This window comes from Sphingomonas sp. BL-S-05, from assembly GCF_055521695.1.
The window spans coordinates 2,950,649-2,971,320 of record NZ_CM145499.1 but is presented as its reverse complement, the minus strand read 5'-3'; the positions used below and the strand labels follow the sequence as shown (position 1 = coordinate 2,971,320).

Annotated in this window: 22 protein-coding genes; 14 read left to right on the top strand and 8 right to left on the bottom strand. The window is 66.4% G+C overall.

The annotated features are described in order from the left end of the window. The first annotated feature begins 22 nt into the window (after positions 1-22). Positions 23-1,993, top strand: coding sequence for a GAF domain-containing protein (locus tag ACZ1JS_RS13875; RefSeq protein WP_465166571.1), 1,971 nt, complete (start codon positions 23-25; stop codon positions 1,991-1,993). 105 nt (positions 1,994-2,098) lie between these two features. Here the strand turns inward: ACZ1JS_RS13875 and ACZ1JS_RS13870 are convergent, their stop codons facing one another. The 3 genes from ACZ1JS_RS13870 to ACZ1JS_RS13860 form a co-directional block, all read right to left on the bottom strand. Next, positions 2,099-2,350 (bottom strand): GlsB/YeaQ/YmgE family stress response membrane protein, encoded by a 252-nt coding sequence (locus ACZ1JS_RS13870; protein WP_242119582.1) that lies wholly within the window; start codon positions 2,348-2,350, stop codon positions 2,099-2,101. A gap of 108 nt (positions 2,351-2,458) precedes the next feature. Beyond that, positions 2,459-2,761 carry a CtrA inhibitor SciP gene (sciP, locus tag ACZ1JS_RS13865; RefSeq protein ID WP_242119584.1) on the bottom strand — a complete coding sequence of 101 codons (303 nt, stop codon included), beginning with the start codon at positions 2,759-2,761 and terminating at the stop codon, positions 2,459-2,461. A gap of 100 nt (positions 2,762-2,861) precedes the next feature. Further along, positions 2,862-3,131: a hypothetical protein gene (locus ACZ1JS_RS13860; RefSeq protein WP_465166570.1), complete on the bottom strand. Its 270-nt coding sequence runs from the start codon at positions 3,129-3,131 to the stop codon at positions 2,862-2,864. A 112-nt stretch (positions 3,132-3,243) separates the two neighbouring features. On the opposite strand from ACZ1JS_RS13860, the gene mnmA reads away from it, so the two are divergent. From mnmA to dapD, 3 genes are all read left to right on the top strand, one after another. Further along, on the top strand, positions 3,244-4,338 hold the full coding sequence (mnmA, locus tag ACZ1JS_RS13855) for a tRNA 2-thiouridine(34) synthase MnmA (RefSeq protein ID WP_465166569.1): 1,095 nt from the start codon (positions 3,244-3,246) through the stop codon (positions 4,336-4,338). Between the two features lie 177 nt (positions 4,339-4,515). Continuing rightward, a complete protein-coding gene (locus ACZ1JS_RS13850; protein ID WP_465166568.1) occupies positions 4,516-5,178 on the top strand; it encodes a pyrimidine 5'-nucleotidase in 663 nt (220 codons plus the stop codon). Further along, a complete protein-coding gene (dapD, locus tag ACZ1JS_RS13845) occupies positions 5,175-5,993 on the top strand; it encodes a 2,3,4,5-tetrahydropyridine-2,6-dicarboxylate N-succinyltransferase (protein WP_465166567.1) in 819 nt (272 codons plus the stop codon). Before ACZ1JS_RS13850 ends, dapD begins: the two co-directional genes overlap by 4 nt. 18 nt (positions 5,994-6,011) lie before the next feature. On the opposite strand, the gene ACZ1JS_RS13840 is transcribed toward dapD, so the two are convergent. Next, positions 6,012-7,241 carry a dipeptidase gene (locus tag ACZ1JS_RS13840; RefSeq protein WP_465166566.1) on the bottom strand — a complete coding sequence of 410 codons (1,230 nt, stop codon included), beginning with the start codon at positions 7,239-7,241 and terminating at the stop codon, positions 6,012-6,014. Between the two features lie 94 nt (positions 7,242-7,335). Between ACZ1JS_RS13840 and ACZ1JS_RS13835 the strand changes: the two genes are divergently transcribed. Next, positions 7,336-7,854: a hypothetical protein gene (locus ACZ1JS_RS13835; RefSeq protein WP_465166565.1), complete on the top strand. Its 519-nt coding sequence runs from the start codon at positions 7,336-7,338 to the stop codon at positions 7,852-7,854. Between the two features lie 250 nt (positions 7,855-8,104). On the opposite strand, the gene ACZ1JS_RS13830 is transcribed toward ACZ1JS_RS13835, so the two are convergent. The 3 genes from ACZ1JS_RS13830 to sucC all read right to left on the bottom strand — a co-directional run bounded on the left by ACZ1JS_RS13830 (position 8,105) and on the right by sucC (position 11,184). After that, positions 8,105-9,034, bottom strand: a complete 930-nt coding sequence (locus tag ACZ1JS_RS13830) for an electron transfer flavoprotein subunit alpha/FixB family protein (protein ID WP_465166564.1) — start codon at positions 9,032-9,034, stop codon at positions 8,105-8,107. Beyond that, positions 9,031-9,780 (bottom strand): electron transfer flavoprotein subunit beta/FixA family protein, encoded by a 750-nt coding sequence (locus tag ACZ1JS_RS13825; protein WP_465166563.1) that lies wholly within the window; start codon positions 9,778-9,780, stop codon positions 9,031-9,033. The genes ACZ1JS_RS13830 and ACZ1JS_RS13825 overlap by 4 nt, the downstream gene beginning before the upstream one ends. A 204-nt stretch (positions 9,781-9,984) precedes the next feature. Beyond that, on the bottom strand, positions 9,985-11,184 hold the full coding sequence (gene sucC, locus ACZ1JS_RS13820; protein ID WP_345877218.1) for an ADP-forming succinate--CoA ligase subunit beta: 1,200 nt from the start codon (positions 11,182-11,184) through the stop codon (positions 9,985-9,987). Positions 11,185-11,382: 198 nt separating this feature from the next. On the opposite strand from sucC, the gene ACZ1JS_RS13815 reads away from it, so the two are divergent. From ACZ1JS_RS13815 to ACZ1JS_RS13795, 5 genes are all read left to right on the top strand, one after another. After that, positions 11,383-11,937, top strand: coding sequence for a sterol desaturase family protein (locus tag ACZ1JS_RS13815; RefSeq protein WP_465166562.1), 555 nt, complete (start codon positions 11,383-11,385; stop codon positions 11,935-11,937). Then, positions 11,934-12,323, top strand: a complete 390-nt coding sequence (locus tag ACZ1JS_RS13810; RefSeq protein WP_465166561.1) for a hypothetical protein — start codon at positions 11,934-11,936, stop codon at positions 12,321-12,323. Before ACZ1JS_RS13815 ends, ACZ1JS_RS13810 begins: the two co-directional genes overlap by 4 nt. A gap of 4 nt (positions 12,324-12,327) precedes the next feature. Then, positions 12,328-13,074 (top strand): sulfite exporter TauE/SafE family protein, encoded by a 747-nt coding sequence (locus ACZ1JS_RS13805; protein WP_465166560.1) that lies wholly within the window; start codon positions 12,328-12,330, stop codon positions 13,072-13,074. A 108-nt stretch (positions 13,075-13,182) separates the two neighbouring features. Then, positions 13,183-14,310: a hypothetical protein gene (locus ACZ1JS_RS13800; RefSeq protein WP_465166559.1), complete on the top strand. Its 1,128-nt coding sequence runs from the start codon at positions 13,183-13,185 to the stop codon at positions 14,308-14,310. A 420-nt stretch (positions 14,311-14,730) separates the two neighbouring features. Beyond that, entirely contained in the window at positions 14,731-15,687 is a 957-nt protein-coding gene (locus ACZ1JS_RS13795; protein ID WP_465168701.1) for a CsgG/HfaB family protein, read from the top strand. A gap of 334 nt (positions 15,688-16,021) precedes the next feature. Here the strand turns inward: ACZ1JS_RS13795 and ACZ1JS_RS13790 are convergent, their stop codons facing one another. Further along, positions 16,022-16,957, bottom strand: a complete 936-nt coding sequence (locus tag ACZ1JS_RS13790; protein WP_056458326.1) for a ribose-phosphate pyrophosphokinase — start codon at positions 16,955-16,957, stop codon at positions 16,022-16,024. Between the two features lie 119 nt (positions 16,958-17,076). Here ACZ1JS_RS13790 and gltX point away from each other — a divergent pair, with 119 nt between their 5' ends. The 4 genes from gltX (at position 17,077) to ribD (ending at position 20,633) form a co-directional block, all read left to right on the top strand. Beyond that, the gene (gene gltX, locus ACZ1JS_RS13785) at positions 17,077-18,396 is read left to right on the top strand and encodes a glutamate--tRNA ligase (protein WP_465166558.1); all 1,320 of its coding nucleotides are present in this window, start codon (positions 17,077-17,079) and stop codon (positions 18,394-18,396) included. Between the two features lie 91 nt (positions 18,397-18,487). Further along, a complete protein-coding gene (locus ACZ1JS_RS13780) occupies positions 18,488-19,162 on the top strand; it encodes a TonB family protein (protein ID WP_465166557.1) in 675 nt (224 codons plus the stop codon). 143 nt (positions 19,163-19,305) lie between these two features. Continuing rightward, complete coding sequence (locus ACZ1JS_RS13775) at positions 19,306-19,653, top strand: hypothetical protein (RefSeq protein WP_465166556.1); 348 nt, start codon at positions 19,306-19,308, stop codon at positions 19,651-19,653. A 26-nt stretch (positions 19,654-19,679) separates the two neighbouring features. Further along, positions 19,680-20,633, top strand: coding sequence for a bifunctional diaminohydroxyphosphoribosylaminopyrimidine deaminase/5-amino-6-(5-phosphoribosylamino)uracil reductase RibD (ribD, locus tag ACZ1JS_RS13770; RefSeq protein ID WP_465168700.1), 954 nt, complete (start codon positions 19,680-19,682; stop codon positions 20,631-20,633). The last annotated feature ends 39 nt before the right edge of the window (positions 20,634-20,672 follow it).

Here is a 20,672-nt window from a genome sequence, read left to right as displayed (position 1 = left end):
GGGGGCATATGACATGGGGGCGATGGACGACCCCGCGGCGACGGAGCGGCTGGCGGCGATACGCGATTATCGCCTGACTCAGCCCACCGGGGACGCGGCGCAGGACGATCTGGTTCGGTTGGCGGCACAGATTTGTGCGGCGCCGGTCGCGCTCGTCACCGTCATCGATACCGATTGGCAGTGGTTCTCCGCCCGGGTCGGCACCGACGCGCCCGGCACCTCGCTCGACGACGCGATCTGCGTCCACGCGCTCGATGCCGAGGACATGCTGGTCATCCCCGACCTGTCGACCGATCCCCGCACCCGCGACAGCGGGATCGTGACCGCCGGACCGATGGTGCGCTTCTACGCCGGCGTGCCGTTGCGCCTGAACGGTGTGGCGATCGGGACGCTGTGCGTGCTCGATGTCTCGCCCAGGCCGGAGGGAATGAGCGACCTCCAGCGCGAGATGATGCACAGCCTCGCGCGACAGGTGGTGACGACGCTGGAGACGCGGCGGCTGCTCGCCGAACGCGAAGCCACGCTGGCACGCATCGCCGATGCCGAGACGGCGCTTAGCGGCAACGAGCAGCGCTGGCAGGGATTGTTCGAGAATCTGGGCGATGGCTTCGCACTGGGCGAGGCGCTGCGCGGCGAGGATGGTCGGGTCGTCGACTGGCAGTTCTTCGACGCCAATCCGGCGTGGTACGCGCTATGGGGTATCGATCGCGCGGCGATGCTGGCCAAGACCGGGCGGGTGCTCGATCTGGCCGCGCCGGCGCGCTGGGCGGACGACCTGCACGGATTGTTGCGTGACGGGACGCCGGTCGGCTTCGTCCACCATATCCCCGCGCTGCGTCGCTGGTTTCGCGGACATTGTTTCCGCATCGACAGCGAACGCTTCGGCGCGATCCTGCAGGACATTACCGACGAACGCGGTGCCGATGGTCGGCAGAACGCGCTGATCGAACTCGGCGACATGTTGCGTGACTGTCACGATGCCGCAGCGGTGGCGCGGGTCGCCTCGACACTGGTCGGCGAGACGCTGGACGTCGCCGGGGCCGGATTCGGCCGCATCGATGCGACGACGACGCATATCGAGATCGAACCCGACTGGACGCGCGCGGGCGGGCCGATGCTGGCCGGGCGGCGCAATCTTTGCGATTTCGGCGCGCTCCACGACGCGATCGAGCGCGGGGAGGCGGTGGTCGTACGCGACGTGCAGACCGATTCACGCACGCTGGGTCGCGCCGATGCGTTGCTGGCGATGCCGATCGGCGCCTTCGTCATCGTGCCCGTGCGTCGCGACGGCCGTACCGTGTCGGCATTTCTGGTCCACGACCCCGCGCCCCGCAGCTGGCGGGCAGAGGAGATCGGGTTCCTGCGCAAGGTCGCGGACCGGGTCGAGGTCGGCATGGGGCAGGTCGAATCGGAGGCGCGCCAGAGCCTGCTGATCCAGGAACTGGCGCACCGGTTGAAGAATACGCTGTCGATGGTGCAGGCGATCGCGTCGCAGACGTTGCGCGGCGCGGTCGATCGCGAGCCGCTCGCCGCGTTCGAGCGGCGACTACAGGCCTTGGGTGTCGCGCATGACGTGCTGGTCGACCGCAACTGGGTCGGTGCCGACATGCGCGCGACCATCGGTCAGGTGCTGGCGGTGTTCGGCTGCGACGATCGCATCGTGCTGTCGGGCGGCGACGTCGCGCTTGGCGCGCGCGCGGCGCTTTCGCTGGCGCTGATCCTGCACGAACTGGGCACGAACGCCGTCAAATATGGCGCGCTCTCCAACGCTGACGGCCGGGTATCGATCGACTGGACCGTTACCGACGGCGTGCTTCGCTTCGACTGGCGCGAGGCGGGCGGTCCGCCCGTATGGACGCCGAGCCGGCGCGGTTTCGGATCGAAGCTGTTGCGATTGGGACTGACCGGCAATGGCGACAGCGAGATCAGCTTCGATCCGGCGGGGATCATCGTGACCATGCGAGCGACCCTGTCCGACCTGACCGCAAGCTGATCCGGGTCCGGTCGCGCGCGACCGCCATGCCGTACTCGATCTTCCAAAACAAAAAGGCCGCCCGGTGAGGGGCGGCCCATTGTTCTTCGTGCGGAAAGCGGATGCTTAGCGCACCGTACCGCGACGAACGAGGTTCACGATCGCCAGCAGCACGATCGCGCCGACCAGCGAATACAGGAAGCTCATGACGGTAATGCCGTTATTGATGTTCGCCCCGGTGACGAAACCGGCGATCACCGCACCGACGATCCCGACGACGATGTTCAGAAAGATGCCCTGCTGCGCGTCGGTCCGCATGATGATGCTGGCCAGCCAACCAACGACACCGCCCACGATGAGCCAGAGAATGATACCCATTTGACGTCCCTCCATTTGGTGCCTGCGACCCGGTCCGTGCGTACCGGGTGTACAGATGGAAAGACTCATAACGGACTAGCTTGTTCCGCCCCCGTATTTAACGGATACTCAATATTTCCGCTGCTGCCGTTCGTACAACGTCTTGTAGTGCTGGATCCGCGTAACCCGCAGCCCCGGCATCCCCGACCGGTCGACCGCACGTTGCCACCCGGCGAATTCCTCCGCCGACAGGTTGTAGCGCATGCAGACGTCGTCGACGCTCAGCAGCCCGCCATTGACCGCCGCGACCACTTCCGCCTTGCGTCGCACGACCCAGCGGGTCGTGTCGGGCGGCGGCAGCGAGTCGATCGTAAGCGGTTCGCCGAGCGGACCGATCACCTTTGCTGGACGGATCTTCTGGTTCTCAATCATACTGGACCTCGAGCCGGGGTGGGGACCCCTGAAACCTACTTCTGCGGTCATGCGGGCATACGTTTGAACATGGGCTAAAACGGCTAGGTAAACATGGTCTTCATTCGCGGGCGGCCCATGCGGGTTTCGCGACGGATCGGTGTTCCGTCACGATGCACGGTTCGAGCAACGCCGCCGTCCAGCCGTTGAACGCTCCATCGGTCGGGGTCAGCAGCGATACCGGCGCGCGTTTCCACGCCAGCCGCGTCTGCAACCGAGCCGTCGGCGTCGCCGCCTGCCGCCCCGTCGCCGCAGCCAGCAGCACGGCCAGCTCGGTCGGCAAGGGCGTGACCGCTATTCCACGGTCGAAACGGGCGAAACTCAGATCCAATGCATCTTTCCCTCATGGGTTTCGAACGACATAGCTACTCCGTACAACTGAAGGTCCGGTAAATGGCCCGGTATTTTTGCAAGCCGGCCGTGAAAGGATTATCGGCGGGATCATGAATGCCGCTGATTTTCAACTCGAATCACCCATTTCCGCCCGACGGATCGTCGTTGCCATGTCGGGCGGGGTCGACAGTTCGGTCGTTGCCGCCCTTGCCCATGCGACCGGTGCGGAGACGATCGGCGTGACGCTGCAACTCTACGACCATGGTGCCGCGGTGGGTCGTGCCGGTTCCTGTTGCGCCGGACGCGACATTCGCGATGCGCGCGCGGTATGCGACCGGCTGGGCATCGCGCATTACGTCTTCGATCACGAAACCAGTTTCCGCGAGACGGTGATCGACGATTTCGCCGATGCCTATCTGGCCGGGCGCACCCCGATCCCGTGCGTGAAGTGCAATATGGGGCCGAAATTTACCGACCTGTTCGCGCTGGCCCGCGATCTGGGGGCGGATTGCCTCGCGACCGGCCATTATATCCGGCGGGTGATGGGGCCGCAGGGCGCGGAACTGCACCGCGCGGTCGATCCGGCGCGGGATCAGAGCTATTTCCTGTTCGCAACGACGCAGGACCAGCTCGATTTCCTGCGCTTTCCATTGGGCGGCATGCCCAAGGCGCGAGTGCGCGAAATTGCCGCCGAACTGGGCCTCGGCGTCGCCGGCAAGCCCGACAGCCAGGACATCTGCTTCGTCCCCGACGGCGACTATGCCGGACTGGTCCGCAAGCTACGCCCGGAAGCGAATGAAGGCGGCGAGATCGTCGACCTCGGCGGGCAGGTGCTGGGCCGGCATGGCGGCCTGGTCGGCTATACCGTCGGGCAGCGGCGCGGGCTGGACATTGGCGGCCTTGCCGAGCCACTCTATGTCGTGCGGCTGGAACCGGCGACGAAGCGGCTGGTCGTGGGACCGCGCAGCGCGCTGGCGGTGGGCGCGGCGCGCCTGTCGGAGATCAACTGGATCGGCGGGGACCATGCAGGGCCGCTGACCGCCAAGGTGCGGTCGATGGCGAAACCGGTGTCGGCACGGCTGCACGGCGAACGGCTGGTGTTCGACGCACCCGAATATGGCGTCGCACCGGGACAGGCGGCGGTGCTTTACGCCGGCGACCGGGTGCTGGGCGGCGGCTGGATTGAGGGGACAGAGGCCGCCTGAGAAATCCTCCCCGGTACGGGGAGGGGGACCGCCGCGCAGCGGTGGTGGAGGGGGGTGTCGACATACGGCACGGTTGCGTTGCGCGGCCAACCCCTCCACCATGCTGCGCATGGTCCCCCTCCCCGTACCGGGGAGGAACTTGCGGCCATCGCCACCACCGCCTACAGCCCGCGACCGATGCTACCTGCGCTCGCCCATGTCCGCGACTGGATCTTCGATCTCGACAATACGCTGTATCCGGCGTCGTCCAACCTGTTCGCCGAGATCGAGGCGCGCATGGGGCAATATATCTGCGACCTGCTCGACTGCGACGCGGCGGAGGCGCACCGGGTGCAGAAGATGCATTTCCATAACCACGGCACGTCGCTGTCGGGGCTGATGGCGGAACAGGCGGTCGATCCGCACCATTTCCTCGATTTCGTCCACGACATCGACCTGTCGCCGCTGGTGCCCGATCCCGATCTGCCGCGCCTGTTGGCCGCCCTGCCGGGACGCAAGCTGGTCTTCACCAATGGCGATGCGCCCTATGCGCGGCGCGTGCTGGAAAAGCTGGGCCTGTCGGACAGCTTTGCCGGCATCCACGACATCCATGCCACCGCCTATCGCCCCAAACCGCATGTCAGCGCCTATGAAGGACTGTGCGCGGCGTGGGAGATCGACCCGACGACCGCGCTGTTCGCCGAGGACATGGCGCGCAACCTTGTGCCGGCCAAGGCGGCGGGGATGACCACCGTCTGGGTCGACAACGGATCCGAACAGGGGCCGGGCGTGGCCCGCGACCATATCGATTACATCACGCACGACATCGTCGCGTGGCTACGCTTCGTGGAGGAATCATGACCGACCTTGCCGCCCAGATCGACGCCGCATGGGAAAACCGTGCCGAACTGACCGTCCACACGCAGGGAGAGGTCCGCGAGGCGGTCGACGCCGCGCTGGCGCTGCTCGATTCGGGCGAGGCACGCGTGGCCGAACCGGTCGGCGACGGCTGGCAGGTCAATCAGTGGCTGAAAAAGGCGGTGCTGCTGTCGTTCCGCCTGAACGACAACCAGATCATGGACGGCCCGGGCGGCGCCAACTGGTTCGACAAGGTGCCGAGCAAGTTCACCGGCTGGGGCGAGCATCGCTTCCGCGAAGCCGGTTTCCGCGCGGTGCCGGGCAGCATCGTCCGCCGCGGCGCGTTTGTCGGCAAGGGCGCGATCCTGATGCCGAGCTTCGTCAATATCGGTGCCTATGTCGGTGAGGGCACGATGGTCGACACCTGGGCGACGGTCGGCAGCTGCGCGCAGATCGGGCGGAATGTGCACCTGTCGGGCGGCGCGGGCATCGGCGGCGTGCTCGAACCGCTGCAGGCCGATCCGGTCATCATCGGCGACGGCGCGTTCATCGGCGCACGGGCCGAGGTCGCTGAGGGTGTCCGCGTAGGTGAGGGCGCGGTGCTGTCGATGGGAGTGTATCTGGGTGCCTCGACCAAGATCATCGACCGCGCGACCGGCGAAGTCTTCCGGGGTGAAGTACCTCCCTATGCCGTGGTCGTGCCCGGATCGATCGGTGGCGGCGACGGCAAGCCGGCGCTGTATTGTGCGGTGATCGTCAAGCGCGTCGATGCACAGACCCGGTCGAAGACCAGCATCAACGACCTGCTGCGCGACTGATGCCGGCCCCGCCGCCGGTCAGGGCGCGGTGGCGTCGACCGGCGGCTGGTTCGCCAGCGACTTCGCCACCGCTTCGGCCTGCGCCAGCACGCGCAGGACATTGCCCTGCGCCAGCGCGCTGAGGTCGCTGTCGGACCAGCCGCGCTGCGCCAGTTCGGCGAAGAGCAGCGGATAGCCGTCGACGCCGCCCATGCCTTCGGGACCGGTGCCCGAAATGCCGTCATAATCGCCGCCGATGCCGACATGCGCGCGCCCGGCGACCTTCGCGATATGCTCGACATGATCCGCCATGGTCGCAGCGGTGACGCGGGGGGCCGGGTTGGCCGCTTCCCATGCCTGCAGCGCCGGTGGCGTCTCGCGACCATATCGGTTACCCGGCAGCCCCTGCGCCTTGGCATAGGCGCCGCGCCGATTGTCCCAGTCGTTCCACGCGCTCGACAGGAAGGCGGGATAGGCATTGACCATCACTACCCCTTCGTTGCGGCCGATCGCCGCCAGCAACGGATCGGGAATGTTGCGCGGCCGGTCGGCAACGGCGCGGGCGTTGGAGTGCGAGGCGATCACCGGTGCCTTGGTCACCGCCAGCGCCGCCGCCATCGTCGCGTCGGACACGTGCGCAACATCGACCAGCATCCCCAGCCGGTTCATCTCCGCCACGACCTTGCGGCCGAAATCGGTCAGCCCGTTCGCCTGCGGCGCGTCGGTCGAGCTGTCGGCCCAACCGACGCTCTTGCCATGGGTCAGCGTCATGTAGCGGACGCCGAGATTGTAATATTGGCGGAGCACCGACAGGCGGCCGTCGATCTGATGGCCGCCCTCCACGCCGATCAACGAGGCGATACGGCCGCTCCTCGCGATCCGGGCCATATCGGCGGCGTCGCGGGCCAGCACCATGCGCGTCGGATTGGCGGCGATCATGCGGCGGACGATGTCGATCTGTTCGATCGTGGTCTCTACCGCCTGCGGACCCGTCGTCGTCGCCGGAATCCATACCGACCAGAATTGTCCACCGACATGCCCCCTGGCCATGCGCGGCAGATCGGTCTGGAGCGGGGGGTCGATGCGGCTGGTGTCGACGGTCAGGTCGACTGCCTCGACCGCGGCATGATGGCCGTCGCGAATTTCCCAGGGCAGGTCGTTATGCCCGTCGATAATCGGGGTGCGCGCCAGCACGCGTTCGGCACGCGCGGTATCGGCGGCGGACGGGGCGGGGGCCTGCGCGGCGAGCAGGAGCAGGGGGAACAGCATCGGCACGCACGCTACCGCGTCGCGTCGGACGGCGACAAGTGCTACAGCGGGATACCCCCATGCGCTTGCTGCATGGCCGATGGGAGATGCGCCGATGGTTGCCCTGTTGCTGCTGCTGGCCGGTCAGGCCGCGACGCCCGCCCGAGCGATCCCGGCACCGCCCGAACGGATCTCGATCCTCGTCGATCCGTGCGCGTCGCAGCGGCGCAATTCGCAGGACGACGAAATTCTGGTGTGCGGCGAGGCGGCACGGACACCACGGATCCCGCTGCCATCGGAGCGTACGCCGCCCGACCGGCCGCTGGCGTCGAACCCCTATGCCGATGGGCGCGGGGTGATGGGCGCGACAGCCAGCCCGTGCGCAACCAAGTCGGAAGGCTGCACGACAGGGGTCGATATCCTCGGTGGGGGCACGTTCCTCGTCCGCGCTGTTGGTAAGCTGATCGATCCGAAGAGCTGCTGCGAAGTATCGGGCGAGGCGACCAATTTCTTCAAGCTGCTCGGCGATGTCGTGGGCGGAGCGAAGGGTAAGCCGTCGAAGGAGGACCGCGCCAAGCGGGTGGCGATCCCGCTCGATCCTGCGGTGCCGTTGCCGGTGGCGGTCGCGCCGTAGGAGCTGCTTGAAGGCTTTGAGCGACCGATCCTCCCCGTACCGGGGAGGATTCATGGTGCGTTTGTTTCAGGGCATTTGCTTGACGCTGACCTTGAGGGGCAGCGCTTGATCAGACGGACTCTCCCGACAACCGCCGACGCGGGCGTAAATCCCGCGTCGGCGGTCGTCGCTTTGGCGACGCCGACCGTCGCTGCCTTGTGCGCTCGGGACTTTGTCCCTTGCGCACCGGCGTGCAGCGTCGCTGCGTGCCTCAAAGCTTTGCGGTAAGCTCCGGCACCGCGGTGAACAGATCGCCGACCAAGCCAACATCGGCGACCTGGAAGATCGGCGCATCCTCGTCCTTGTTGATGGCGACGATGACCTTCGAATCCTTCATGCCCGCCAGATGCTGGATCGCACCGGAAATGCCGACCGCGATATAGACTTCGGGCGCGACGATCTTGCCGGTCTGGCCGACTTGATAGTCGTTGGGGGCATAGCCGGCATCGACCGCCGCACGACTCGCGCCGACCGCTGCGTTCAGCTTGTCGGCGAGCGGATCGATCAGCGCGTGGAACTGTTCTTCCGATCCGAGCGCGCGACCGCCGGAGACGATGATCTTGGCGCTGGTCAGCTCGGGGCGTTCCGACGCGGCGATTTCAGCGCCGACGAAGCTCGACACGCCCTTGTCACCGGTCGAGGTGACGGCTTCGACCGCAGCCGAGCCGCCGGTCGCTTCCGCCTTGTCGAACGCCGTGCCGCGCACCGTCAGCACCAGCTTGGGATCGCTGGTCTTGACCGTCGCGATCGCATTGCCGGCATAGATCGGGCGGGTGAAGCTGTCCGGCCCCTCGACCGACAGGATCTCGCTGATCTGCATGACGTCGAGCAACGCGGCGACGCGCGGCGCAATATTCTTGCCGGTGGTGGTTGCGGCGGCGACGAACGCGTCATGGCTGCCCATCAGCTCGACGACCAAAGGCGCAACATTTTCGGCGAGGTTGTGCGCATAGGCTGCGTCGTCGGCTACGAGCACCTTGGCGACGCCGGCGATCTGCGCGGCGGCCTGTGCGACGCCATCGACGACTTGGCCGGCGACCAGTAACTCGACCTCGCCCAGCTTTCCGGCTGCAGTGATCGCCGCGTACGTCGCGTCCTTGACCGACTGCCCGTCATGTTCGACCCAAACCAGCGTCTTCATGCGACCACTCCCAGAGTCTTCAACTTGCCGACCAGTTCGTCGACATCGGCGACCTTCACGCCCGCCTGCCGCTTCGACGGTTCCTCGACCTTGACCGTCGTCAGGCGCGGGGTGACGTCGACGCCGTAATCTGCGGCGGTCTTGGCGGCGAGCGGCTTCGACTTGGCCTTCATGATGTTGGGCAGCGAGGCATAGCGCGGTTCGTTGAGGCGCAGGTCGGTGGTGACGATTGCAGGCAGGGTGAGCGCGACCGTCTCCAGCCCACCATCGACCTCACGCGTCACGTTGACCGTGTCGCCCGACACCTCGACCTTGCTGGCGAAGGTGCCCTGCGGATAGCCGGTGAGCGCGCCCAGCATCTGGCCGGTCTGGTTGTTGTCGTCGTCGATCGCCTGCTTGCCGAGGATCACCAGCTGCGGCTGCTCCTCGTCGATCACCGCCTTCAGCAGCTTGGCGACGCCGAGCGGCTCGACCTTGGTGTCGCTTGTGATCAGGATTGCGCGATCGGCACCCATGGCGAGGGCGGTGCGCAGCGTGTCCTGCGACTTCTGTTCGCCGATCGAGACGACGACGATCTCGGTCGCGACGCCCTTTTCCTTCAGGCGGATCGCTTCCTCGACCGCGATCTCGTCGAACGGGTTCATGCTCATCTTGACGTTGGCGAGGTCGACGCCCGACCCGTCCGCCTTCACGCGGGGCTTCACATTGTAATCAAGCACACGCTTGACCGGCACCAGCACCTTCATGGGCACTCCCTCTCAAAACGTTTTGCGCGGTGGCATCGCGGGTTTCTGTGGCGGTTCTGCGTGGGTTTCGCAAGTCCGGTATGGAAACGCCGGGACGCCGTAGCGGCAGGCAGCGACCCTAGCGCGAATCGCCCTGTCCCCCCAACGAAAAAGGGCCCGGACGTTTCCGCCCGGACCCCTTTATCCGTCACAGGCAGCGGGCGATCAGGCCGCCTTCTGCACTTCCGCGACGATCTTCTTGGCGGCATCGCCGAGGTCGTTGGCGGGAACGATCGCCAGGCCCGAATTGGCGAGGATGTCCTTGCCGGCCTGCACGTTCGTGCCTTCGAGGCGGACGACCAGCGGCACCGACAGGTTCACTTCCTTCGCGGCGGCGACGATGCCCTCCGCGATGATGTCGCACTTCATGATCCCGCCGAAGATGTTGACGAGAATACCCTTCACCGCCGGATCGGCGAGAATGATCTTGAACGCCGCGGTCACCTTTTCCTTGTTGGCGCCGCCGCCGACGTCGAGGAAGTTGGCCGGGAACATGCCGTTCAGCTTGATGATGTCCATCGTCGCCATGGCGAGGCCGGCGCCGTTGACCATGCAGCCGATATCGCCGTCGAGCTTGATGTAGGCGAGGTCGTACTTCGACGCCTCCAGCTCCATCGCGTCTTCTTCGGTGGTGTCGCGCAGTTCCATCAGGTCCTTGTGACGGAACATGGCGTTGCCGTCGAAACCGACCTTCGCATCGAGCACGACCAGCTTGTTGTCTTCGGTAACGGCGAGCGGGTTGATCTCGATCTGCTCGGCATCGGTGCCGAGGAACGCGTCATACAGCTTCGACGCGACGCTGGCGGCCTGCTTGGCGAGGTCGCCGGTCAGTTCGAGCGCGGCGGCGACGGCGCGGCCGTGATGCGGCATGAAGCCGGTTGCGGTGTCGATGTCGATCGAATGGATCTTTTCGGGCGTGTCGTGCGCCACGGTTTCGATGTCCATGCCGCCTTCGGTCGAGGCGACCATCGAGACCCGGCCGGTCGCGCGGTTGACGAGCAGCGCGAGGTAGAATTCCTTCGCGATGTCGACGCCGTCGGTCACGTACAGCCGGTTGACCTGCTTGCCCGCGTCACCGGTCTGGATGGTGACCAGTGTGTTGCCGAGCATGTCGGTGGCGTGGGCGCGGACTTCGTCGGCGGTCTTGGCGAGGCGGACGCCGCCCTTGGCATCCGGACCGAGTTCCTTGAACTTGCCCTTACCGCGGCCGCCGGCGTGGATCTGCGCCTTCACGACATAGAGCGGTCCGGGCAGCTTCGACGATGCCTCGACCGCTTCCTCGACGCTCATCGCCGAGAAGCCGGCGGGCACCGGCACGCCGAACTTCGCGAGCAGTTCCTTGGCCTGATATTCGTGAATGTTCATGGATTCGCCTTCCGCCTCTCGGGTGGGTGTCTGTAAGTTGGCAAAGTTGCCACGCCTAGAGCACATGCCGGAGGCCAAATCCAGCCCAAATCGACCTTAATGCAACTGCGTCGCAGGTGCTTTACCTTGCGCTCCGGGGCGAGGGGGCGCAGGATCTACCGATCGCGATTTGCCATAGGCCCCCGCAATGGCGTCGCAATGTCCCGTCCGAGCCGCTATATGCGCGCGATGCACTGGGCAATCGGCATCCTGATCTTCGTCGCGACCGTGATCTTCATGGAAGGGTTCGCCTATGTCGCGCATCGCTGGCTGATGCACGGGCCGGGCTGGTTCCTGCATGCCAGCCACCATCGCCCGCGCCACGGCAATTGGGAGTGGAACGACCTGTACGCCGCGATCTTCGCGGTTCCGTCGATCGTCCTGCTGCTGGGCGGGGTGCAATGGGGCTGGTGGCCGGGCACGATCTGGATCGGCGCCGGCATCGCCGCGTATGGCGCGATCTATTTCGGTTTCCATGACATCATCGTCCATCGCCGGCTGCAGCACCGTTATCTGCCGAAGTCGAGCTATATGAAGCGGATCATCTCCGCCCACCGGCTGCACCATGCGGTCGAGACCAAGCAGGGCACGGTCAGCTTCGGATTTCTGTGGGCGCCAAAGCCTGAAGAACTGAAGGCCGAACTCAAGCGGCGCGGCAATGCCGGGGTGCGCGCCGCGACCGCCCGGACCCACGACCCCGTCGAGCATCCATGACGCCGGAGGGCTGGCAGGCACGCGCGCTGTCATGGGCGCTGGCGATCTTCGCGACGCTGGCAATGGTCGGGGCGGTCGCGACCATGTCGACCGATGGCGGAACGTCGCGTTCCGGCGCGGAAGTTGACACCGGCGCGGTGCAGCGGGTCGATCCGCGCACCGGCAAGCCGGTGCCCGCGACCCCGCCTGCGCCGTTCACGACCGGCGCGCCCCGCATCGAAACGCCGCAAAGCATCGCGACCGCGCGACAGGCCGACGCCACCCGTGCCGTCGCGCGCTGGCTGGAGGTACTGACCTATGCCGTGCTGGCGCTGGTCGCGGTACTGGCGGTCGGGGTGCTGGCGCTGTTCCGCATCGCGCAGGCATTGGGCGAACGGCGCGACTGACGCGGTGATCGACGATCCGTTCTTCTATGCGCTGGCGGTGCCGGCGGTGGTGATGCTGGGCCTCGCCAAGGGCGGCTTTTCGGGCATGGGCGCATTGTCGCTGCCGATGTTGGCACTGGCAGTTGATCCGGTGCGCGCGGCGGCGATCCTGTTGCCGATCCTGATCGTGCAGGACGTGGTCGGCGTCTGGGCGTTCCGGCGGACGATCGACTGGCGTGTGATCGGATGGATGCTGCCCGGCGCCGGGATCGGCATCCTGCTTGGCTATCGTTTTGCCAGCAGCGTGCAACCTTCGGCGGTATTGGCGCTGGTCGGGGGGATTTCGATCGCGTTCGGACTGTGGCGGCTATGGACCGAACGGCATGGGATGCCGGTCGCACGGTCCTCGCCCGGCTGGGTCGGCACGCTGTTCGGTGTGGCATCGGGTTTTACCAGCCAGATCGCCCATGCCGGACAGCCGCCGTTCCAGCTATGGGTGCTGCCGCGTCAACTTCCGCGCGATGTGCTGGTGGGAACGACCGCGCTGTTCTTTGCGGCGGTCAACTGGCTGAAGGTGCCGGCCTATCTGGCGCTCGGGCAGTTCACGCCCGCCAATCTGGCGACGGCGGCGTTGCTGCTGCCGGTGGCGATCGTGTCGACGGTGGCGGGGGTGTGGCTGGTGCGGCGGGTGGCGGCGCGGCGATTCTATACCGCGATCTATGTGCTAATGATCGTGGTCGGCGTGAAGCTGGTGTGGGACGGAGTAGCTTGATCCGATTCGGTTCGGACCCGTTCGAAAGGCTATGGTATACGTCTTTTTGGCGATCTAGCCTGCGGCATGCGCGCTGTCCTTTCCCGCTCCTTGGCCTTGATCCTTTGCATGTCGGCGTCGGGATGTGCCGGGCGGATAACCCTGGTTCCGCCGGCGTCGATCGCCGCAGCGCCGATCTCGAAGGACGATTACAAAATCCGGTCGCTCGCGGAAATCGATCCGGCCCGCCCGCTGGCCGACGACATGGCAGGACAGACGCTGAGCATGTACGGCCGCGAGGACCTGATCGCCGCGACCAGTAGCGACATCAAGCCGAAGGCATGTCAGCCGATCGCGGGGGCGGGCGATCCGATCGACGTGATCGTGCAACGTGCACGCCAGACGTCGGTGGTCATCGTCAACGAAAGCCATGAACGGTCCGAACATCGCGGATTTTCGGCGCGGGTCGCCCGCGCGCTGCGTCCGCTGGGATATGATACGCTGGCGATGGAGACGCTTAGCAACCCGATGCCAGATCAATTCGTGCCGCCGTATCGCACGCGCCCTGCTCAGCCGTTCTTCGAGGACATGGACGGATATTATCTGTCCGAGGCTGGGTTCGGGCGGTTGGGCCGTACGGCAAAGGCGCTAGGTTATCGTCTCTTCGCCCACGAAGAGCAGTTTGGCCCTTCGACGCCGAAGTTGTCGCTAGAGGAAAGCATCACCCAGCGCGAGACCGCACAGGCCAAGCAACTTGCCGATTACATCGCCGCGCATCCCAGAGCCAAACTGCTTGTGTATGTCGGCTATTCGCACGCGACCGAAGTGCCATTGAAGAACGGTCAGAAGTGGATGGCGACCCGGTTGAAGGCGTTGACCGGCATCGATCCGCTGACGGTGTCGCAGACCATCTGTCGGGGCGGGGCGACGAAGGATCGGCTGGTCGAGTTACCGACCGATGAGCCTGTCGGGATGTTCGACCTTATCGTCGATCATCCGACGGCACAGTTCGTGCGCGGGCGTCCGGCATGGCGCGTGGCGGCAGGCGACCGGGTGGTGTCGATCCCCAAGGCGTTGCGTCCGGGCAAGGGTTGGCGGATCGTCGAGGCGCGGCCGGTCGGGGAGAGCGACGCATCGGTGCCGATGGACCGGGTGGCGATCCGGCCGGGGGAGGATGTCGCGCTGTTGTTGCCGCCGGGGCGGTATCAGTTGAAGGTCGTCGACGTGCCGTTGGGTGCAAAAAAGACTCCCGAATAGCCGGGGGCCTTCGATCGACCTGGCGACCCGTGAACTAACTATTTGTTTCCTATCGGTATTGGTCGAAGGTTTCGGAACTGGCCAGGATGAAGCCAGTCGAGGTGACGCCGATCCACAGCGTATGTCGACCTGTTTCCCGCCCGGACCCGAATAAAATAATTCTGCAAAGAATGCAGGTGCTTGGGCATTCTTGCCATCATCTTCAACGGGCAGAAATCCGATAGGATATAATCGCGTTGAATGGTCGGGCATCGTGGATGACATGGTCACGATCGTCTCGCGATATTGCCGAATACTGTTGTACGCATTACCGGTTCGTCCCGCTTTGAACGGCGCGTTGCGGGCGGTCCGGTCGATCCGTCCCACTCGCGTCCAGCGAAGGGGAGAACAGCAGTGAAGACGCGTTTGATCGCCGCCGCGATGGTGGCTGCCAGTTTCGCATCCGCAACGCCCGCCATCGCGCAGAAACTGGCCAAGCCGTCGTCCGGTCAACGGTTGCAGGAGCAGACGGCGAACGACGTGCCGCGCTGCACCCGCAAACTGGGCACCGTTTCGATCGTCGATGGCGACAATTCGTCTTACTGGACCGCATGGAACCTCGCGCCGCCGTCCAAGCTGCTGAAGGTGTTGGTCGCCCGGTCCGGCTGCTTCAATATCATCGATCGCGGCAGCGGGCTGAACGCCGCCGAGAGAGAGCGCGCGATCGGCGGCAATCTGGGCCTGCAACGCGGATCGAATGTCGGGCAGGGGCAGATCAAGGCCGCCGATTATGTGCTCGTCGCCGAGGTGCAGGGCGCCAATTCGAATGTCAGTGGCAACGGTATTGCCGGCGGGATCGGCGGATTGCTGGGCGGGCGCGTCGGCGGGTTGATCGGCGGACTTCGCAGCAAGAAGATGGAGGCGAACACGGTGCTGTCGCTGACCAACGTCCGCACGACCGAAACGATCGCGACCGAAGACGGCTATGCCGCGAAGAACAACATCTCGCTGGGCGGGGGCGGGTTCTTTGCCGTGGCCGGCGCGGTCGGCGGCGGATATGACAATACCGATATCGGCCGGATCGTAACCCTGTCGTTCATTCAGGCCTATGCCAAGATGGTCAACGGCCTCGGCCTCGTCCGACCCGGCGCGGAAGGGACGGCGCAGGCCGCCCCGGCCAAGACCTTCACCGCGCAGGCGCCGGTGGCGATGCGGGCATCGGCGGTCGCCTCCGCCAAGGTCATCCGCACCTTGCCGGTCGGCAGCATCGTCTATCCGACCGGCAACAAGAACGGGCTGTTCTGGGAGGTCGCCGATGAAAACGACAATGTCGGCTGGGTGCTGAACACGAAGCTGGCGCCGTCGCAGACCTCGCCCGACGCGCCGGATATCCATTGATCGGTTACAGGCTCTGAAGCCCGTTACGTCGAACCGGCGTCATCCCAGTGCAGACTGGGATATGCTGGTGTCCGATCCTGCCAACCGGAACGTCGCCGCAGCGAAGGCTGGGGCCTCGCGCGGCTCTTGTTCCGCGCCATCACCGGGAGATCCCAGCCTGCGCTGGGATGACGTTTTGGTCGGCTGGATCAGCCCTTGAGGATGCGGTCGCCGGGCAGGAGGTGGAGGAAGGCGTTTGCGCGACGGCAGGGGCACGCGCGGGCGTTGCGTCCGAGGCACGCCCCTCCACCGACCTGCGGACTTCCCCCTCCCCGTGAACGGGGAGGATCACCGATCAGTCGAACAGGCTCGACACCGACGATTCGTCGGCGATGCGGCGGATCGCTTCGGCCAGCAAGGGCGCGATCGTCAGGTGGCGGATCTTCTTGCCCTGCGCGATCACGTCATGGTTGCCGATCGAATCGGTGATCACCAGTTCTTCGAGCGCCGATGCCTCGACCCGGGCGACCGCGCCGCCCGACAGGACGCCGTGGGTGCAATAGGCGACGACGCCGACCGCGCCGGCCTGTTTCAGCGCAGCGGCGGCGTTGCACAGCGTGCCGGCCGAATCGACGATATCGTCGATCAGGACGCAGAAGCGACCCTCGACATCGCCGATGATGTTCATCACTTCCGATTCGCCGGCGCGTTCGCGACGCTTGTCGACGATGGCGAGGGGGGCGTTGTGCAGGCGCTTGGCGAGGCTGCGGGCGCGGACCACGCCGCCGACGTCGGGCGAGACGACCATCAGATTGTGTTCGCCGAAGCGGGTCTTGATATCCTCCGACATGACCGGCGCGGCATAGAGATTGTCGGTCGGGATATCGAAGAAGCCCTGGATCTGCCCGGCATGGAGATCGACGCACAGCACGCGGTCGGCGCCGGCCTCGGTCACGATATTGGCGACCAGCTTGGCCGAGATGGGCGTGCGGGGGCCGGGCTTCCGGTCCTGCCGCGCATAGCCGAAATAGGGGATGACCGCGGTGATGCGCCGCGCCGACGCGCGCTTCAACGCGTCGATCATGATCAGCATTTCCATGAGGTTGTCGTTGACCGGATAGCTGGTCGACTGAACGACGAACACGTCCTCGCCGCGGACATTCTCCAGCACCTCGACGAAGATTTCCTCGTCGGCGAAGCGGCGCACGCTGGCTTTCGTCAGCGGGATTTCCAGATAGTCCGCGATCGCGGTCGACAGGGGAAGGTTGGAATTGCCCGCCAGCAGCTTCATGGGTGCGCCCGTATCCATGATGGAAAGAATGGGTGCGCCATAGAGCGCGCGGACGAATTGTGAAACCCATGTGACGCCCGCGTTTGCGCCGATGCGACAAATGGGCGATTGGGCAGCCCATGACCGTCACCCGTTTCGCCCCCAGCCCGACCGGCTTCCTCCATATCGGCAATCTGCGCGCCGCGCTCCACAACTGGATGTTCGCGAAGAAGGCGGGCGGGCGGTTCCTGCTCAGGATCGACGATACCGACGCGCAGCGCAGCGAGGAGCGGTTCGTCGAGGCGATCCGGCGCGATCTGGCGTGGCTGGGGCTGGTACCCGATGGCGAGGAGCGGCAGTCGGCGCGGTTCGACCGGTACGAGGCGGTGTTCGCCGATATGGTAGCGCGCGGGCGGATCTATCCGGCCTATGAGACGCCCGAGGAGCTGGACCTACGGCGCAAGATTCTGGCGGGGCGGGGGTTGCCGCCGGTCTATGATCGCGCGGCGCTGAAGCTGAGCGACGACGACCGGGCGCGGTTCGAGGCAGAGGGGCGGCGGCCGCACTGGCGCTTCCGGCTGGAGGCGGCGCCGATCGAATGGGACGATATGGTGCGGGGGCCGCAGCGGTTCGACGGGGCGCTGCTGTCCGATCCGGTGGTGCGGCGCGCCGACGGGTCGTGGCTGTATCTGCTGCCCTCGGTCATCGACGATGCCGATATGGGGGTGACCCATGTCGTGCGCGGCGAGGATCACGTGTCGAATACCGCGACGCAGATGCAGATGTTTCAGGCGATGGGGGCGGTGCCGCCGCAGTTCGCGCATGAGGCGCTGCTGGTCGGGAACGAGGGCAAGCTGTCGAAGCGGCTGGGGTCGCTGGGCGTCGAGCATTTCCGCGAACAGGGCATCGAGCCGGAGGCGGTCGTCGCGCTGCTGGCGCGGCTGGGGACCAGCGATCCGGTCGAGGCGGTGGTCGATCCGGCACCGTTGATCGATGCGTTCGATTTCGCCCGGTTCGGACGCGCCCCGGCACGGTTCGACGAAGCGGAACTGGCGCAGGTCAATGCGCGGATCGTGCATCAGTTGCCGTTCGAACGGGTGGCGGACAAGCTGCCCGCGGGGATGGATGCGGCGGCGTGGGAGGCGGTGCGCGGCAATCTGGAGCGGGTGGCGGATGCCGCCGACTGGTGGCGGGTGGTGACCGGGCCGGTCGAGGCGCTACCGGTGGCGGAGGAGGATCGGGCGTTCCTGGCGCGCGCGGCGGAAGTCGCGGCGGGGCTGGACTGGAGCGATCCGTGGGCCGGACTTACGGCCACGCTGAAGGCGGAGACCGGGCGCAAGGGCAAGGCACTGTTCCTGCCGCTGCGCCGCGCGCTGACCGGCATGGACCATGGACCGGACATGGCGGCGCTGTTGCCGCTGATCGGTCGCGAACGGGCGTTGGAACGGTTGCGAAGCTGACGCGCACGTCAGCTTTACAGACCCGACGATAGGGTATCTCATCGCATCAGCCGACTGGACGGCAGGAGATACGAATCGAAGGGACGGTGGCATGGCATATCAGGGACAACGTGGCCTGAGCCCGGTGGGCTTGGGGATTGCGATTGCGATCAATGGCGGCCTGCTGGCGCTGGCGATGATGACGGCGACGACCGTCATGCGCGGGCCGGTCGACAAGCCGCTGACGACGACCAACATCCCGATCGAAGTGCCGCCCCCGCCGATCCCTGACGAGGTGAAGCCGGTCGAGCGGGTCGTCACCGATCCCGCGCCCGCGCCGCTGCCGGTCGTGCCGCCCGCGCCCTATCCGGTGCCGGGGCCGATGATCGATAGCACCGACGTCGTTCCGCCCGCGCCGCCGCCGCCGGTACCGCTGCCGACGACGCCCAGCGGGGTGGGTACCGGCACGCCGGTGACGGTCGCGACGCCGCTGCCGGTGCTGGTCGAGGCGAGCGTCGACCCGCGCTATCGCGCCGATTTCCAGCCCGACTATCCCGCGTTCGAACGCAATATTGGCCGCGACGGGGTAGTCGTCGTCCGGGTGCTGGTCGGCAGCAACGGGCGGGTGAGCGCGATCGAACCGGTGCGTGCGACCAGCGACGCGTTCTTCGAAGCCACGAAGAAGCGCGCGCTGTCGAAATGGCGCTTCCGCCCGGCGACGCGCGACGGGGTGGCGACCGAAAGCTGGCGGCAGATGACGGTGCGGTTCACGATGCAGGATAGCTGAAGGCTAGATGAATGGGTTCACGCGAAGGCGCGGATCAGCTTGCCGCGGGCGCAACCTCCTTCGCGTCTTCGCGTGAATCATCCTTTTCCGAAGGCGGCACCGGGGGCTGGCGCAGATACGCCCCCGCGCCTATCTTGGACGGCGTGAAGCTGCGTCACCTCTTCTCACCGGTCCATGCCATCCGCGATTTCGCGAATTTCGCCCGTGCGCGCGAAAAGCATGAATGGTGGTTCCTGCTGGCGTCGATCTGCGTCGTGCTGGTGATCGGCTGGGCATTCGTCCACGATTCCTATTTCGAACGGGCGTACAAGCCGAACATCATCTATTTCGAAAGCTGGCCCGCGAACCGCACCGATGCGGAGATCATCGCCCAGCAGAAGATCGACCAGGCCAAGCAGGAGGCCGAGGAGGCCGAGTTCGAACGCGAACGCGCCAAGCGGCAGGCCGAGTGGAAGAAGATCGACGACAAGCTGAAAAGCTGGGGCATCTGAACCAGTCTGGCGAGGATGCGCGCTGGATGGGCGCGGCGCTGACGCTGTCGGCGCGAACGCGGGGGGGCACCGCGCCCAACCCCAATGTCGGTTGCGTGATCGTCGCGGACGGGCGGGTCGTCGGACGCGGCTGGACGCGCACGGGCGGGCGGCCGCATGCCGAAGCCGAAGCGCTGGCGCAGGCGGGCGATCGGGCGCGGGGTGCGACCGCCTATGTCACGCTGGAGCCGTGCGCGCATGTCTCGGCGCGGGGGCCGGCCTGTTCCGATTTGCTGATCGAGAGCGGCGTGGCGCGGGTCGTCATCGGCCTGACCGATCCCGACCCGCGGACCAATGGCCGGGGGATCGCCCGGTTGCAGGCGGCGGGGATCGGCGTGGTTGCCGGCGTATGCGCCGAGGATGCGGCGCGGGCGATGGCCGGGTTTCTGACGCGGCGCGCGCTGTGGCGGCCGTTCGTCACGCTGAAACTGGCGCTGTCGCTCGATGGCGCGGTATCGCGTGCCGACGGGCAGAGTCAGTGGATCACCGGACCACGGGCGCGCGCGCACGGCCATGTCGAGCGCAGCCGCCACGAAGCGATCCTGGTCGGGCGCGGTACGGCGGAGATCGACCGACCGAAGCTGGACGTGCGGCTGCCCGGCCTGACCGGTCGCAGCCCGCAACGAGTGGTACTGTCGGCCGATTGCGAAGCCATGGACGGGTTCACGATGCTGCCGGGGGTCGAGGCGCTGGCCGAGCTGCCGGGCGACCATGTGCTGGTCGAGGGCGGGGCGGCGACGGCGGCGGCGTTCCTGCGCGCCGATGCGGTCGACCGGCTGTTGCTGTACCGCGCGCCGATCCTGATCGGTCATGGTCGAACGCTGCCCGATATCGGGCTGACCGATCTGGCGGCGGCGCACGGGCGATGGCGGCTGGACGACGCCCGGATGCTTGGCAGCGACCGGTTGGAAGTCTACGAGCGCGTCAGGATCGAGCGATAGACCGACCGGTGCCTCCCGCCCGCGCGGGAATGGCGCGGT